Annotated in this window: 11 protein-coding genes; 3 read left to right on the top strand and 8 right to left on the bottom strand. The window is 69.2% G+C overall.

Annotation, left to right across the window (positions count from 1 at the left end; all coding sequences use genetic code 11):
- Window positions 1-330 precede the first annotated feature (330 nt).
- Window positions 331-1,482, top strand: coding sequence for a DUF559 domain-containing protein (locus tag BKH33_RS04810; protein ID WP_003784541.1), 1,152 nt, complete (start codon window positions 331-333; stop codon window positions 1,480-1,482).
- A gap of 402 nt (window positions 1,483-1,884) precedes the next feature.
- On the opposite strand, the gene BKH33_RS04805 is transcribed toward BKH33_RS04810, so the two are convergent.
- Window positions 1,885-2,562 carry a uracil-DNA glycosylase gene (locus BKH33_RS04805; RefSeq protein ID WP_003782273.1) on the bottom strand — a complete coding sequence of 226 codons (678 nt, stop codon included), beginning with the start codon at window positions 2,560-2,562 and terminating at the stop codon, window positions 1,885-1,887.
- Between the two features lie 118 nt (window positions 2,563-2,680).
- Here BKH33_RS04805 and BKH33_RS04800 point away from each other — a divergent pair, with 118 nt between their 5' ends.
- Complete coding sequence (locus tag BKH33_RS04800; RefSeq protein WP_003782271.1) at window positions 2,681-3,310, top strand: LytR C-terminal domain-containing protein; 630 nt, start codon at window positions 2,681-2,683, stop codon at window positions 3,308-3,310.
- Between the two features lie 454 nt (window positions 3,311-3,764).
- Window positions 3,765-5,387 carry a chaperonin GroEL gene (groL, locus tag BKH33_RS04795; RefSeq protein ID WP_003782269.1) on the top strand — a complete coding sequence of 541 codons (1,623 nt, stop codon included), beginning with the start codon at window positions 3,765-3,767 and terminating at the stop codon, window positions 5,385-5,387.
- 224 nt (window positions 5,388-5,611) lie between these two features.
- Here groL and BKH33_RS04790 read toward each other — a convergent pair whose 3' ends face one another.
- The 7 genes from BKH33_RS04790 to BKH33_RS04760 all read right to left on the bottom strand — a co-directional run bounded on the left by BKH33_RS04790 (window position 5,612) and on the right by BKH33_RS04760 (window position 14,461).
- Window positions 5,612-5,953, bottom strand: coding sequence for a WXG100 family type VII secretion target (locus tag BKH33_RS04790; protein ID WP_003785300.1), 342 nt, complete (start codon window positions 5,951-5,953; stop codon window positions 5,612-5,614).
- 230 nt (window positions 5,954-6,183) lie between these two features.
- Entirely contained in the window at window positions 6,184-7,590 is a 1,407-nt protein-coding gene (locus BKH33_RS04785) for an HD domain-containing protein (protein ID WP_003785310.1), read from the bottom strand.
- Window positions 7,591-7,719: 129 nt separating this feature from the next.
- The gene (locus BKH33_RS04780; RefSeq protein ID WP_043539881.1) at window positions 7,720-9,318 is read right to left on the bottom strand and encodes a sensor histidine kinase; all 1,599 of its coding nucleotides are present in this window, start codon (window positions 9,316-9,318) and stop codon (window positions 7,720-7,722) included.
- Window positions 9,318-10,055 (bottom strand): response regulator transcription factor, encoded by a 738-nt coding sequence (locus BKH33_RS04775; RefSeq protein ID WP_003785315.1) that lies wholly within the window; start codon window positions 10,053-10,055, stop codon window positions 9,318-9,320. The genes BKH33_RS04780 and BKH33_RS04775 overlap by 1 nt, the downstream gene beginning before the upstream one ends.
- Window positions 10,056-10,297: 242 nt before the next feature.
- On the bottom strand, window positions 10,298-10,900 hold the full coding sequence (locus tag BKH33_RS04770) for an NYN domain-containing protein (RefSeq protein ID WP_043539882.1): 603 nt from the start codon (window positions 10,898-10,900) through the stop codon (window positions 10,298-10,300).
- 294 nt (window positions 10,901-11,194) lie between these two features.
- Window positions 11,195-12,043 (bottom strand): PspA/IM30 family protein, encoded by an 849-nt coding sequence (locus tag BKH33_RS04765; RefSeq protein ID WP_003785307.1) that lies wholly within the window; start codon window positions 12,041-12,043, stop codon window positions 11,195-11,197.
- 210 nt (window positions 12,044-12,253) lie between these two features.
- Window positions 12,254-14,461: a TPM domain-containing protein gene (locus tag BKH33_RS04760; RefSeq protein ID WP_076075885.1), complete on the bottom strand. Its 2,208-nt coding sequence runs from the start codon at window positions 14,459-14,461 to the stop codon at window positions 12,254-12,256.
- Window positions 14,462-14,475: the final 14 nt, after the last annotated feature.

Genomic DNA, 14,475 nt, shown 5'->3' with positions numbered 1-14,475 from the left:
ACACCTTCTTCATCCCTCTTCAGTGAATCGGCGTGTTCGAGGGCGTTGGTGGACTGGTCGTCGTGCTTTGCTTCCCCTTCGTCGGCTGACCGAGTCGTCCCAGTCATCGACACTGCACAAGGGTGGGGTACCGCTGGGTGAGGCTCGGGTGTGCTCCCCGAGGTGCGGGGGCTGGTGCAGTACGCACATCCCTTGGCCAGTACACCCCCACCCTCGTGGAAAGCGGAGTTCCGGGCCCGGCGCGGGACCACAGGCGCGGAAATACCCGCTCGGTCCACAGGGCTGGTCGCAACGGGTGCCCGACGCCGTCGCAGTGAGCAGCCTTGAGACATGGCACCGCGACCATCGTCCTCCGCCTCTGTCCTCGATCTGCGTCCACGTCTGTTGCACACATCGCGCCGCTCCCGCGGTGGCTGTCTTCCCTCGCGTGCCTGGATCCGCCTGGCGCGTGGTCACTACTGGCTGCCGGATCGTGATGCTGAGCGCTGGCAGCACCGTTACACCCTGTCGTTGGCGCGGGCGGTGGTTGCCCAGCGCAGTCAGTTCTCCACGGCCTATCTGTCGCACACCTCCGCGGCCCTGGCGCTTGAGCTCGACATGTTCTCCCAGGAGCCCGATGTCTACCTCGCGGTGTCCAGTACCCCGTATCAGGTCCATGCCGTTCTGCCCCGCATCTGGGTTCCGGCTCGCGGTACGCCCGTGCTGATCCCAGACGGCTCCTCGGAGTCCTCTCCCTGCCGGGACGTCACCCTGTGGCGGCGCCGTCTCGCGCTGATGCCGGAAGAGATCGCATCCGTGGGAGAGACGGTGGCGACGACGGCGGTGCGCACGGCCTACGACTGCGCCTTCGACGAGCCGGCGCACAATGCGCTCGCCATCGCCGACTCCGTGCTGCGTCGTTGTTGCCAGCCGAACCGGGAGCGGCCTGAGCTGTGCTCGACGGCGATTGCCCGAGTGAGGCGGGAGTGGGAGCTCATGCTCAAGCGCGAACCGAGGCGTCGAGGGGTGGCTCAGGCGCGGGCGGTGCTGAGCCGGGCGACTCCGTTCGCAGAGTCAGCGCTTGAGAGCGCGGTGCGGTGGCTGGTCCTCGCCCTGGGGCTGCCGATCCCGCAGGTGCAGTACCCCATTGACGCTCCCGAGGGGCGCTGGTGGGTGGACCTGTGCTGGCCTGGGCGGAGGCTCGTCCTGGAGGCCGATGGTAGGAAGAAGTACCAGGACTCCGAGGACCTGTGGAAGGAGAAGCGGCGCCAGGACGGGATCGAGTCGCAAGGGTGGACGGTGCTGCGCGTGTCCTATGGCGACATGATGTGTCCAGACCGGCTCGGCGCAAAGATTCTTACGAGGTTCCCACCTGCAGATGTTGCGCGTCTACGGCCCCGGCAGGAGCTGGCATGGGCGGGGATGCGCCTGGAGACGGGTCTGCGTGAGGCCTCGTTGCTGGGGCGACGGCTCCCCCGAGGATCGGCTGAGCTTGTTCCGTGAGGTGAGGACGATCGTCAGGCCGTCGGTGTGCATGTCCCAGGAGAGTGAGGCTGCGTGCTACCTGATGGAGGCAGCTGATCTGGGGGATGCCGGCAGAGCGCCGGATGGGCCGTGCGCTGTGTGAGGGGGGGGGAGTCCTGGTGCTGCTTCCTGGTAGCTCCTGAGATCGCAGGTCGCGCACTGCATGAGGGTGGGGTGTTACTGGGGAAGGATCGGGTGTGCTGCACAGGGGTCGGGATCTCGTACAGTGCGCACAACCCCTGGCCTGTAGGCCCCGACCCTCGTGGAGTAGGGCCGGGACGAACGGAACCTCCACCCAAGAGCGTGATATGTCGGCGCAAGAAGGGGAAGACAAAGGCGTGCCCGCCATCGGGAAGCAGCTCGGCTGACCCCGGCGCAGCCTCAGGGCAGGCGCCAGTCCACGGGGGCGGCCCCCATCTCGGTAAGGATCGTATTCGCGCGGCTGAAGGGACGTGAGCCGAAGAACCCGCGCGAGGCGGACAGCGGGGAGGGGTGCGGTGAGGCGATGATCGGGGTCTGCCCCAGCATGGGGGTCAGGGACTGCGCCGGCCGTCCCCACAGGATCGCCACGAGCGGGCCGCCGCGCTCCACCAGTGCCTCGATGGCCCGCTGCGTCACCTTCTCCCAGCCCCAGCCCTTGTGCGACGCCGGCGCCCCGGGGCGAACCGTGAGAACCCGGTTGAGCAGCATGACTCCCTGCTCGCACCACGGCGTGAGGTCGCCCGACGTCGGTTGGGGCACACCCAGGTCGCTGACCAGCTCGCGGAAGATGTTCTCCAGGCTGCGCGGGGGCCGCACGCCGGGCGCCACCGAGAAGCTCAGTCCCATGGGGTGGCCCGGGGTGGGGTAGGGGTCCTGGCCGACGATGAGGACGCGCACACCGTCCATCGGGTAGGTGAAGGCGCGCAGCACGTCCGTTCCCGCCGGGAGGTAGCCGACGCCGGAGGCCACCTCCTCACGCAGCCGTCTCCCGATCTCATGAATCGTGGGTTCCACGGGCGCCAGGGCGCTCGCCCAGGAGGGGTCGATGATCTCGGACAGGGGCTTGGCGGTTGTCACGCTGCGAGCCTAACGGGCACACGTCGACGTCTGCAGGATCTTTCAGACCTGATGTCACGGTCCTGTGAGCCGGACGTGGCGAGCAATACCCAACGAAGGGCGCTCGGACCGGTATCTTGTGAGCGTGAGCAACTATGACTACCCCGAGGACGAGTTCGACGTCGGCGAGGATGACGGCCCAGTTCCGGTGGGCGTACACCGCGCGCAGGTGCCTCGGTGGCGCAGCTGGGTGCCACTGCTGGCCATCATCATCATTGTTCCGGCGCTCGCCTGGGGTGCCGTGACCCTGTTCCTCAACGGGTCGGGCGGCTCCAGCCCGTCAGGAGCGGCGTCGTCCACTCAGCAGGCCAAGAGCGGGCAGGCGAACAAGCAGGCGTCAGGTGACAAGACCGCTGAGGCCTCCAAGCCTTCCGCCAGCGCCTCTGCCGGGGCCAGCGCCAGCGCCTCCGGCAATATCGACTTCAACACCGGGGTCACCGTGGCCAATGGGACGGAGACCAGTGGCCTGGCCAAGGGCGCCGGCGACAAGCTCACCAACGGGGGCTTCACCGCGGTGGAGGTCGTCCCCGGGATCTACGAGAACACGGAGCCGGCCAAGTCGACGGTCTACTTCAGCTCTCCGGAGAGCCGTCCGGCAGCCGAGGAGGTTGGCAAGAAGCTGGGGATCAGCAACGTGGTGGAGGGCACCGCTGAGAACACTCAGGGCTCCACGATCGCGGTCATTCTGCGCGACGACTACAAGCCCTGACAGAAAGCTCGCGTCCGCGAGAGCGCTGACGCCTCTCGGGCCTGCCGGATCCCAGTCCTCGCTGCTGCGGCCCCGCTCACCGCCGCTGCAGCCGGCCGGGCCGGTCTGTGCTTCGAGGGCTGCCCGCCGGCCCGGGGCCCGCTGGGTGACGCCTCATCCTCGTCGGGCAGGTCGGTGCGGAGCCGTCACGAGTGCCGGCACGGGCGATTCCCCTCTTCGCCGTCGGAGGATTCGTGGCCGAGGAGATCTGAGCGCCTTGCACTCAAGGGCCGAGAGTGCCAGCATTGCGGTTAGCACTCGGGGTCCTCGAGTGACAATGCATCTACCAATGCAACCAAGTCCATCCAGGCTGGAACGTGAGGGCCGGCGTCGGGCGTGACGTGAACGTCCGGGGACCGATCCGTCCGTCGCGGGCACGAACCGGCCACCCCTACCACGCAGTGGAGGAAACTCAATGTCCAAGATCATCGCCTTCGACGAGGAGGCCCGCCGCGGCATGGAGCGCGGTCTCAACACCCTCGCCGACACCGTCAAGGTCACCCTGGGCCCCAAGGGCCGCAACGTCGTGCTCGACAAGAAGTGGGGCGCCCCCACGATCACCAACGACGGCGTGACCATCGCCAAGGAGATCGAGCTCGAGGAGCCCTACGAGAAGATCGGCGCCGAGCTCGTCAAGGAGGTCGCCAAGAAGACCGACGACGTCGCGGGTGACGGCACCACCACCGCCACCGTCCTGGCCCAGGCCCTGGTGCGCGAGGGTCTGCGCAACGTCGCCGCCGGCGCCAACCCGATCGCCGTGCGCCGCGGTATCGAGAAGGCCGTCACGGCCGTCGTCGAGCGTCTGCTCGCCGACGCCAAGGAGGTCGAGACCCAGGAGGAGATCGCGGCCACCGCCTCCATCTCCGCCGCCGACGAGCAGATCGGTGCCTTCATCGCCGAGGCCCTGGAGAAGGTCGGCCACGAGGGTGTCGTCACCGTCGAGGAGTCCAACACCTTCGGCCTCGAGCTCGAGGTCACCGAGGGTATGCGCTTCGACAAGGGCTTCATCTCCCCCTACTTCGTCACCGACCCCGACCGCCAGGAGGCCGTCCTGGAGGACGCCTACGTCCTGCTGGTCGAGTCCAAGATCTCCAACGTCAAGGACCTGCTCCCGCTGCTGGAGAAGGTCATGCAGACCGGCAAGCCGCTGGCCATCATCGCCGAGGACGTCGAGGCCGAGGCCCTGGCCACCCTCGTCGTCAACCGCATCCGCGGCACCTTCAAGTCCGTGGCCGTCAAGGCCCCCGGCTTCGGCGACCGCCGCAAGGCGATGCTGCAGGACATGGCGATCCTCACCGGCGGTACGGTCATCTCCGAGACCGTCGGCCTCAAGCTCGAGAACGCCACCCTGGAGGACCTGGGCCAGACCCGCAAGGTCGTCGTCACCAAGGATGAGACCACCCTGGTCGAGGGCGCCGGCGACAAGGAGGCCATCGAGGCCCGCACCGCCCAGATCCGCCTCGAGATCGAGAACTCCGACTCCGACTACGACCGCGAGAAGCTCTCCGAGCGCCTGGCCAAGCTGGCCGGCGGCGTGGCCGTCCTCAAGTCCGGTGCCGCCACCGAGGTGGAGCTCAAGGAGCGCAAGCACCGCATCGAGGATGCCGTGCGCAACGCCAAGGCCGCCGTCGAGGAGGGCATCGTCGCCGGTGGTGGCGTTGCCCTGCTCCAGGCCGCCGAGGTCCTCGACTCCCTCAAGCTCGAGGGCGACGAGGCCACCGGTGCCGCGATCGTCAAGGTCGCCGTGGAGGCCCCGCTCAAGCAGATCGCTGCCAACGCCGGTCTTGAGGGCGGCGTGGTCGTGGACCGCGTGCGCAACCTGCCCACCGGTGAGGGCCTCAACGCCGCCACCGGCGAGTACGTCAACCTGCTGGCCGCCGGCATCGCCGACCCGGTCAAGGTGACCCGCTCCGCCCTGCAGAACGCCGGTTCCATCGCCGGTCTGTTCCTGACCACCGAGGCCGTCGTGGCCGACAAGCCCGAGCCCCCGGCCGCTCCGGCCGAGGGTGGCGCCGGCGACATGGGCGGCATGTACTGATCGACGTGACTCGTCACGAGCCAGTCATCTCCCGGTAGTCCGGCCGCGCCGGTCGGCCCCGGGGCCTGGCGGCGGGCCGTCTCTCACACGCGTGAGGGGCGGCCCGCCGCTTCGTGCTCGTCGCTTGCGCCGTGCGCCCAGGAGAGGTGCGCTGAGGTGGCGCAGCCCGGACACGGCGGCGGTGGGTGACAGCGGATCCCCTCTGCAGATCGCAGCAGATGCTTCTACCGAGGGGCCACGGGCCCGGAGCCCGTGGCCGGAGCCGTGGTGGTGCCGGGAGTGGCGAAGCGGCCCTGGTTAGCGGTCTCGGCGTCGTCGTAGCAGACGGCGGCGTTGTCCAGTGCCAGGCTGATCTGATCGAGGTTGGACTGCACCTGGAGCTGAGTGAGGTGCCAGTCGGCCGCGCAGGTGGCCATGGAGTCCGCTGCCGTCCCGGTCCAGCAGGACTGCAGCAGACCGATATCGCCCCGCATGGCATCGACCTCGGTCTGGATCGTGGCGATGCGGGTACGGGTCCGGGCGGCGGTGTCGGCCACCGCGACGGTGTCGACGGAGTAGATGGGCATGACGGGGTTCCTTTCGTGAGGGGCGGCCCGATGGACCGGGCGCTGTCGTGCGCCGACGTCCACGGGGATGCCTGGCGACCCGCCGCAGCGGATGCCGTGCCTCTCACGGTAGGGGCCGGACCCGGACGCGCGTCGGGCGGGCGGCCGGCCCTGTGAACCGACCCAGCAGATCACGGGCTGTGGCCCCGGAGGACCCGCGCCGTCCCTGGCAGGCGGGCAGCCTCAATGCCTCAGAGGTCTCCGGCGCCGTCGTCGATGATCTCCTCGGTGATGGGGGTGATCTCACCGGTACGGGCCTCGCGCAGCTCCTTGGCCTCCTGGGTCTTGGCCCGCAGCTTCTCGGCGAGCTTGTCCCGCTCGGCCTGGACCCGGGCACGGCGCTCCCCGGCTTCATCGGTGCGGTTGCGCGAGCACATGAGCAGGTCCAGGTCGGCCACGCAGGACTCCATCGAGGCCGTGTGAGACATCGGCCCCTCGCCGTCCTTGTCCTCGCGGGGCTCGCCGTGCTCGGTGGATGCCTCGGCGGGCCGACGCGCGGAAGCGGAGGAGACGGCCGGAATGCCCCGCGCGGGGGTCCGTGGCGAGGTCGCACTCAACGGCGATGCCGGCGACACTGACGATACCGGTGACACGGCCGCCGCCGGCGTTGTCGGCGAGGCCTTGGACCGCAGGGCCCTCAGCTCAGCGGTGTCGATACGCAGCGTGTTTCCGTCACGGGACGGGCCGGGTGCCGGCTGTCCGGGTGGGGTCAGTGACTGCAGGCCCAGCGGAGGAGTGCGGGGATCGCTCCCGACGCCGTCGTCCGGCTGCTCGAGCGCCGAGCCGTTTCCGGTGGCTGCGGGCTCAGCTGACGCGGCCGCAGGGAAAGAGCGCGCCGTCGCCTCCTGGGCAATGAAGGGCTTAGCCACCTCCTGAGCGCCCTGTGCGTTCTGTCCGCTCTGCTCGGTGATGAGCTTGGTGAGCTTCTCCTTGAGCCGGCGCTGCTCGGCCGAGAGGTTCTCCCTGGCGGCGTGCTCCCAACGCTCACCCAGTGGTGAGTGGAAGAGGTGCTCGCGGTCCAGGAGCCGAGAGACGATCGTCAGGCGGCCGCGCAGGTACTCCTCCATGGGAATGTGGGAGTACTCCTCACGCAGCAGACGCACGTACTCGGCATAGGTCTGCGGGTCCACGGCCAGGGTGCCCAGGTCGGCGTCGATGAGCGCCTGGGCGTCGATATCGTGCTCGTCGAGCATGTGCCGCTTGAGGTTGACGATGAGGCTGCACACCCGTTTGACCGTCTCCATGGGGACGCCCAGGTGGTGGAGATCCGCCTCGGCGAAGGCCGCTGAAGCGGTCTCGTCCTCGCCGCCGTTGCCGCGACTGACATCCTCGGCATCGGAGGAGAAGACGCACCCGTGGTACCAGCAGGCGACCCGCATGATGTCCGGGTTGTGCGACTCCTCGGCCAGCTCGTCGACCCGCGCGAGCATGTCGATGAGGTGGCGAAGGTTGTGGAAGCGACGGTCCGGCGTGGACCAACGCTCAATGAGGAGCTCGCCGGCGGAGCGGATCGCCTCTGGGGGCTGCGTGGCGCCGAGCGCCTTCACCGAGCGGGTGAAGGCCGAAAGGAGCCACTGCGGTGCGTCGATGACACCCATGGGTCAGTCTCCGTGTTGGAAATGGAACGCGTGCCATCGTAGGACTGTCCTCGCGGTAACGTCGACGTGACACAGTGTCTCGCGCACCACTCTTACCGATCTTCCAGGCGGCATCACGGTTACTCACGCCTACCAGGCCGGTGCGGGTGGCAGCTCGATGTGGACAGTGGCGCCGCCGCCGGGGGTCTGGAGCATCTGGACCGTGCCCTTGTGAGCGGCCACGATCCCCAGCACGATCGCCAGTCCCAGGCCGGAGCCCCCGGTCTCCCGGTTACGGGAGGTGTCCGAGCGGTAGAAGCGTTGGAAGACCTTCTCAGCCGCCTCCGGGGGCACGCCGTGACCATGGTCGCGTACCTCGACGACGACGACCGGCTGCGCCGTCGGGTTGGTGCGTGGCGGAGCCATGCCGATGGCGATCTCCACCGGCGTCCCGGAGGGGGTGTGGCGCACCACGTTGCCCAGCAGATTGGTGAGGATCTGGGAGAGACGGTCGCGGTCGCCAATGACCTGGAGAGAGGGCGCCTCCATGCCGGCGGCCTCGTCTCGGGGGTCGAGGGGAATGAGGCCGCAGTCGCGTTCGGGAGCCAGGACCATCATGTCGCTCAGGGCCCCGGCAGCCAGGTCTGTGAGGTTGACCGGCTCCATCGACATCTCCCGGCCCTCATCGATCCGAGCCAGCTGCAGCAGGTCGTCGACGAGGCGTCCCATCCGGTTGGACTCGGTCTCGATGCGCCCCATGACCTCACCGGTCTTGTTCGCGGGCACCCCGCCCATCCGGTAGAGCTCGCCGTAGCCGCGGATCGCGGCCAGCGGCGTGCGCAGCTCATGAGAGGCGTCGGAGACGAAGCGCGTCATCCGTTCCTGGGCCACGACCTGGGCGGCGAAGGAGGTCTCATTCTGCGCCAGCATCGCGTTGATCGCCCGCTGCAGTGAACCGACCTCCGTGGTGCGCGGCTCGGTCACAAGGATGCGGGCCGACAGGTCGCCATGAGCGATCCGCCCGGCCACGCCCTCGATCTGCCGCAGGGAGCGGAAGGAGCGGTGGACCAGGTAGGTGGCGAAGACGGCCCCCACCGAGATGATCGAGACATCGGCGAGAGCCACCACCAGGCGGGTGCGCTCCACGGTCTCCATGACGTCGCTCAGCGGGAGGGCCAGAGCAACGGCGCCGGTGTACTGCCCGGTGTTCTGGTCCTTGATGAGCAGGGTGATCATGCGCCACTGGTGGCCGGGCTGATCGGAGTTGACCGTTGTGATCGGGTAGTCGCCCTTCGCCGTGTGAGCCAGAGCGCGCTGGTAGTCCAGGCCCTTGACCTGGGGCCGGCCGTATACGGCGGCGGTGTCGGCTGAGATCCACTCCCCGTTGCGGCTGGGATCGAAGTACTCGGCCTTGACGTAGTAGTTCGAGGGGAAGGTGGTGCTGCTGGTGCCGCCCTCGCGGATCTGGGCCAGGCCCTGGCTTCCGATGGCCACCGCGGTGGTGCGCAGCTGGCTGTCGATCTGTCCCATCATGTGGCTGTAGAGCAGCGAGGTCACCACGAAGGAGACGACGATGAGCCCGATGGCCAGGAGGCCGGTCGTCATGAGGGTCAGGCGCGTGCGCAGTGGCATCGCCTGCCAGGGCCGCTGAATCGCGGTGATCGGGTGCCATCGGCCCCGCTTGATCGGGCGGTGCTGCTTACCGGACGACTTGGCCGGGCGCGTGCTCCCCCCACGCGCCGCAGCCATCACTCGGCCTTGGGTTCGCGCAGCATATAGCCGACTCCGCGACGAGTTTGGATCAGGGGAGTGACGGGCTGGCCGTCAGCGCCCTGGATCTGGTCCACCTTGCGGCGCAGGTAGGAGATGTAGGACTCCACGATCGCGGCGTCACCGTTCCAGTCGTACTCCCAGACGTGGTCGAGGATCTGGGCCTTGGACACGACGCGCCCGGCGTTGAGCATGAGGTAGCGCAGAAGCTTGAACTCGGTGGGGGACAGGTCCACCTCCACCTCGGCGCGGTAGACCTCGTGGGCGTCCTCGTCCAGAACGAGGTCGGCCACGCGCACGACGCCGTCGTCCTCGTTCTCGATGGCGTGGGTGCGGCGCAGGATGGCGCGAATACGGGCGATGACCTCCTCCAGCCCGAAGGGCTTGGTGACGTAGTCGTCGCCGCCGACGGTCAGACCCTGGACCTTGTCCGCCATGTCATCGCGGGCGGTCAGGAAGAGGATCGGGGTGGTCACGTCGCGTTCGCGCAGGCGCCGGGCCACGGTGAAGCCGTCCATGTCGGGCAGCATGACGTCGAGGACCACCAGGTCGGGGGACGTCTTCTCCACCGTCTTGAGGGCGCCGTTGCCGTCTCCGGCGATCGAGACCTCGAAGCCTGCGAAGCGCAGGGACGAGGCGAGCAGGTCGCGGATGTTGGGTTCATCGTCGACGACAAGGAGGTGAGCTTCTGTGCGGGACTGCTGGGAACGCTCCATGTGCCTCACCATCCCTTCGCTTTCTGGTTGTTTCCTGAATGAGTTCCGAATGGTCGCTGTTGACCGGTCAAGTGGTTGGTGTGACCCGGTACGTGCTGGGAAGCCTCGAAGGCTTGGGATTCCCACAATAAACAGGAAACTGTGTGGTTGCTGCTGAACAGAGGAAAGTGATGTGGCTCGTCGGCGAGTCGGGCTGTGACATGAGGCGGGGCAACGGCGCCTGCCGTCGCCCCGCCGTCGGGTCAGAGGAAGGCGAGCGGGTCGAAGTCCTCCAGCGGGATGATGCACACGCGTGGCAGCGGGATGGTGAAGGCCTTGACGTCACTCTCCAGGTCATAGACCGTCAGGCCCTCGCCCTCCATGCCGGCCAGCTGGGCGTTGAGGAACTCCCGGAAGCACAGGACCCCCACCTTGGCGCCGGCTCGCAGGAGCCGCTCGATGTGGGGGATGTAGTCGCCGTCGTGGCTGCCCAGCAGGACGTGTGCGTCCTGGCCGGACTCGACTCGCTCGGCCAGCGCCTCCAGAGTGCGCTGAATACCGATGTCGACAACCTTCTCCTCATTGCTTCCCGTCCCGGCCAGCGGGACGGGCCGGTAGTCCATGGCCAGTAGGGCCTGGATGAAGCTCATGGGCATGTGGCCGCTGGTGGCGTTGAGGAAGAACAGGGCACGGGCCTCGTTCCCCTCGCCCTCGGTGGCATCGGCGGACGACAGTTCATCACAGTATGCGAGGACGCGGTCCCAGCGGGGCCGCTCCTCAGGTTCGGGACGCCGCCCCAGCACGCTCATGCCGAGGGTGGCGTCAATGTTCTCGCCGTCGACGAGAAGATAAGTCGGTACGCTCATGGAGCCCATGCTACCGGTCCCCGTGTCCAGCAGCCGTCGACGACGCCCGGGGAAGTCCCACTGATATCAACCTTTTTCCGAACCGCCCGAGGAGCTGTGAGGGCGTGACCCGAGCGTGGGGCCAGGGGGCCGGCCGAGGCCGACGTCGGACGCAGGCGCCTCCGGTCGGTTCGTGCCGGCGCGTGCTGACGTTGAGGAGCACGAAGCCGCCCGGCACTCATCGGGATTGATGAGGACCGGGCGGCTTACGGGGCTGAGGCGCGTGCGCGGCGCCGCCTGCGCGGCCGGGCCGGCTCAGTAGGAGGACTTCTCCTCGCCGACCGGCTGGCCCTGGGCCTTGAGGGCCTCGAAGGCGGCATTGACGGCGGCGTCGTCACCATCGGTGATCTGGGCCGGGGACTGTTGCTGGGCGCCCGGCAGCGCCGGGTTCTGCCCGGACTTGAGGGCGGCCAGGCGGGCCTCGGCCTCCAGGCCCGCGCCGGAGGCCTCGAGCTCGGCGAACTGGGACTCCAGGGAGGATCCGGCCAGCTCCATCTGCCCGGCGGCCTGGGCCTCGACCCGGCGCACCTGGTCCTCGTAGCGGGACAGCTCGCTGGTGGGGTCCAGGACGTTGATGGAGCGGATGGCGCCCTGTACCTTGACCTGGGCCTCGGCGGTCTTCTGGCGGGCGATGAGCTGGTCGCGCTTGGAGCGCAGCTCACCGAGCTTGACCTCCATCTGCTGCAGGCCGGTCTTGAGCTGCTCGACGACCTGGCGCTGGGAGGCGATCATCGGCTCGGCGGCCTTGGCCTCGTTCTCCGCCGTGATCTGCTTGGTCAGCGCGATCTTGGCCAGCGAGTCCCACTTGTCCGCGCCGGCGGTGTCACCGCCGGCGCGCAGCTGGTCGGCCTTGCGGGAGGCGGCCAGTGCCTTGTTGCCCCAGTCCTTGGCCTCGGCGACGTCGGCGTCGTGGTCCTTCTCCGCCAGGCGCAGGTTCCCGATCGTCTGGGCCACGGCGTCGCGGGCCTCGGCGATGGAGGCCGTGTAGTCCCGCACCAGCTGGTTGAGCATCTTCTCCGGGTCCTCGGCGCGGTCCAGGAGCGCGTTGACGTTGGCGCGGGTGAGCTGGGCGATGCGTCCCAGGATCGACTGCTTCTCAGCCATAGTGGTTCGTCCTTCCGTCGAGGTGCGACGTCGGTGTGGGCAGGTGTGAACACGGCGTTTGCCGGGTGCTTGCCGGGTGATGGCCGCGTGGGCCAGGTGGATCAGGCGTCATGATCTCAGGTCCGGGCGGCTGACGTCATGTCGGTGGGGGCCGCATCGCTCAGGGCATGACTGGCATACGACTGGGGCCGGCCGGCAGAAGGACGTGGCTCAGAAGTCGCCGCCCCCGTCGAAGAAGTCGCCGACCCCGTCCAGGAAGTCGCCACCTCCGTCGAAGAAACCGCCACCGCCGCCCCAGTCGTTGTCGTGGTGGTGATGGGAGCTCCAGCCGCCGTAGCTGTGTCCGCCGCCCATCAGCAGCCCGCCCAGCAGGAGCGAGCCCAGGTCGAGCCCGCCACCCGAGCGGCCGTAGCCGCCGGAGTAGCTCTCCCCGGAGCGCGGGCTCCACGAGCTCGACGACGACCCGCGCACGTCGGCCTCGGCCAGAGCCTGCGCCTGGGCCACGAGGGGCTCGGCCGCCGCGACCTCAGCCAGGGCCGCCACCGGGTCGGTGGTCTGCATGGAGGTGGCGGCCGTGGCGTGCCGGGCGGCCTCACTCAGCGCGGTGCGCGCCGAGGGGCCCACCGCCCCGCGGTAGGTGGTGATGTAGGAGGTCACGGACTCCACCTGGGAGTTGAGACGGGCCAGGCGCGAGCCCAGGGAGGCCCGGGCGCGCGAGTCGTTCTCCTCGCGCTCGCGGGCCGGGGCCAGGGCGGCGTCGATGGCGGCCTCGGCCTGGGCCAGGTGGTCCAGGGCGGCCAGGGGGTCGCCGCTCGGCGAGCTGCCGCTGGCCTGACGGCCCTGCGCGACGGCGGCCTCGGCGTCGGCCACGAGCGGGGCCAGAGTCGCCGCCGGGACCGAGCCCTCCAGGCGCTTGGCGTCCACCAGGTCCGAGGAGATCGAGGCGATGGCCGCCTCCAGGTCCTTCGCCGCGCTCTGGAGCCGCTCGCGGGCCCCGGTGACCTGCGCGGCCAGCTGACCGGCCTGGGCGATCGAGCCCTGGGCGATACGCACCTGCTCCACCGCCGTCGCCTCCTGGGAGGCCTCGACGCTGGCGCGCGCCTGGTCCAGGGCCGTGCGCCCGGCGGCCAGCAGGCGGCGGGCCTGCTCAGGGGCCTGGGACACGCTGGTCAGGGAGGAGGCCGGGTAGGCGGCGCTCAGGGTGACCAGGATCGTCTCGGCCATGACGATGGCCTGCTCGGTCTCGTCGGCCCGCTGGGTGGACTCCGCGATCGATGTCGGCAGGTTCGCCTCGATCCCGCGCCGCTTGTTGAAGGCCTCCTCCTGAGCGCGGATCTCGCCGACCGCCTCCGAGCAGTGCTGGAGGATCTCGGTGTACATCTGCCGCTGCTGCGGCTCGGTCTCGGGGATGTCGTCGTCGAGGATCTTGCGCAGCTCGAAGCACCGCGACAGGTGCTTGCGGGCACTGTCCAAAGCGGCGGTGAAGGCGTCCGTGGCGGACAGCCCGAACTGCGCCTGGGCGTAGGACAGCTCCTCGGCGGCGGCGCGCACCGTGTCATCGGCCTGGACCAGAGCGCTGCCGGCCTGGGTGCGCAGCTGCTCGACCGTCATCGCCGCGGGGCCTGCGGCCTGGTTCCCAGGGGTGCCGCCCGAGGCGGCCTGCTTCCTGCGCTTGCCGAACAGCATGTCGTCGTTCTCCTTGTTCTTCCTGCGCTTGTACACCGTCCAGGCGGCGGCCCCGCCCGCCGCTGCGACCGCGCCCCCGCCCAGCAGGAGCGGAAGCGCCGAGGAGCCCGAGCCGCTGGAGCCGTCCGAGCTGCCTGAACCCGATGAGCCGGACATGTTCTCCGGGATCGCCGCCACGGCGGCGTCGTAGTCCCCGGCGCTCAGCTGCTTCTTGAGGGCCGAGTCGATCCGCTTGTAGTCCGACTCGGAGAACTTCGAGGAGTTGCTGTGCGCCTGCAGCTTGTAGCTCTTCGAGGCCGAGCCGTCGGCGGGGATATTGATGACCAGGAGCATGTCGTCGCGCCCCAGCTTCGTGTTCTTGAAGGTCTGCTCGGCGATCGCCGAGGCCTTACGGCTGGAGTCGGAGACGGTCAGCACCCACAGGCCCACACCGTGCTTGGAGGACATCGTGTCCACGGCCTGCTGGGCCTTGGAGGCGTCCAGGATCCCGAGCTCGTCGGTGACGTGCTTGGTCAGGGTGGTCGACGCCGCTGGGAGGGCTCGGGGAGCACTCATCGATCCAGCAGCAGGAGCCGGGACGGAGGACGCGGGGGCCGGGCCCGTCGTCGGTGCCGCCGCGGCGCTCGTGGAGGCTCCCAGCAGTCCCAGGACGGCCGCCGTCGCGGCGCCGGATGCGGCCAGCTGATACAGCGGGTGTAAGGGGTGGGGGCGTGGGGACTGCGGGTGCTTCATCCGGGACATCGTCC

The organism is Actinomyces naeslundii, from assembly GCF_001956585.1.
GTDB lineage: Bacteria > Actinomycetota > Actinomycetes > Actinomycetales > Actinomycetaceae > Actinomyces > Actinomyces naeslundii.
The sequence above is the reverse complement of the archived record's forward strand: the minus strand, read 5'-3'. Positions and strand labels throughout refer to the sequence as shown.

Coding starts and splice junctions, on each gene's coding strand:
- BKH33_RS04810 (WP_003784541.1), top strand. CDS start 331: ATGGCACCGCGACCATCGTCCTCCGCCTCTGTCCTCGATCTGCGTCCA.
- groL (WP_003782269.1), top strand. CDS start 3,765: ATGTCCAAGATCATCGCCTTCGACGAGGAGGCCCGCCGCGGCATGGAG.
- BKH33_RS04790 (WP_003785300.1), bottom strand. CDS start 5,953: ATGCCCATCTACTCCGTCGACACCGTCGCGGTGGCCGACACCGCCGCC.
- BKH33_RS04785 (WP_003785310.1), bottom strand. CDS start 7,590: ATGGGTGTCATCGACGCACCGCAGTGGCTCCTTTCGGCCTTCACCCGC.
- BKH33_RS04780 (WP_043539881.1), bottom strand. CDS start 9,318: ATGGCTGCGGCGCGTGGGGGGAGCACGCGCCCGGCCAAGTCGTCCGGT.
- BKH33_RS04775 (WP_003785315.1), bottom strand. CDS start 10,055: ATGGAGCGTTCCCAGCAGTCCCGCACAGAAGCTCACCTCCTTGTCGTC.
- BKH33_RS04770 (WP_043539882.1), bottom strand. CDS start 10,900: ATGAGCGTACCGACTTATCTTCTCGTCGACGGCGAGAACATTGACGCC.
- BKH33_RS04765 (WP_003785307.1), bottom strand. CDS start 12,043: ATGGCTGAGAAGCAGTCGATCCTGGGACGCATCGCCCAGCTCACCCGC.
- BKH33_RS04760 (WP_076075885.1), bottom strand. CDS start 14,461: ATGAAGCACCCGCAGTCCCCACGCCCCCACCCCTTACACCCGCTGTAT.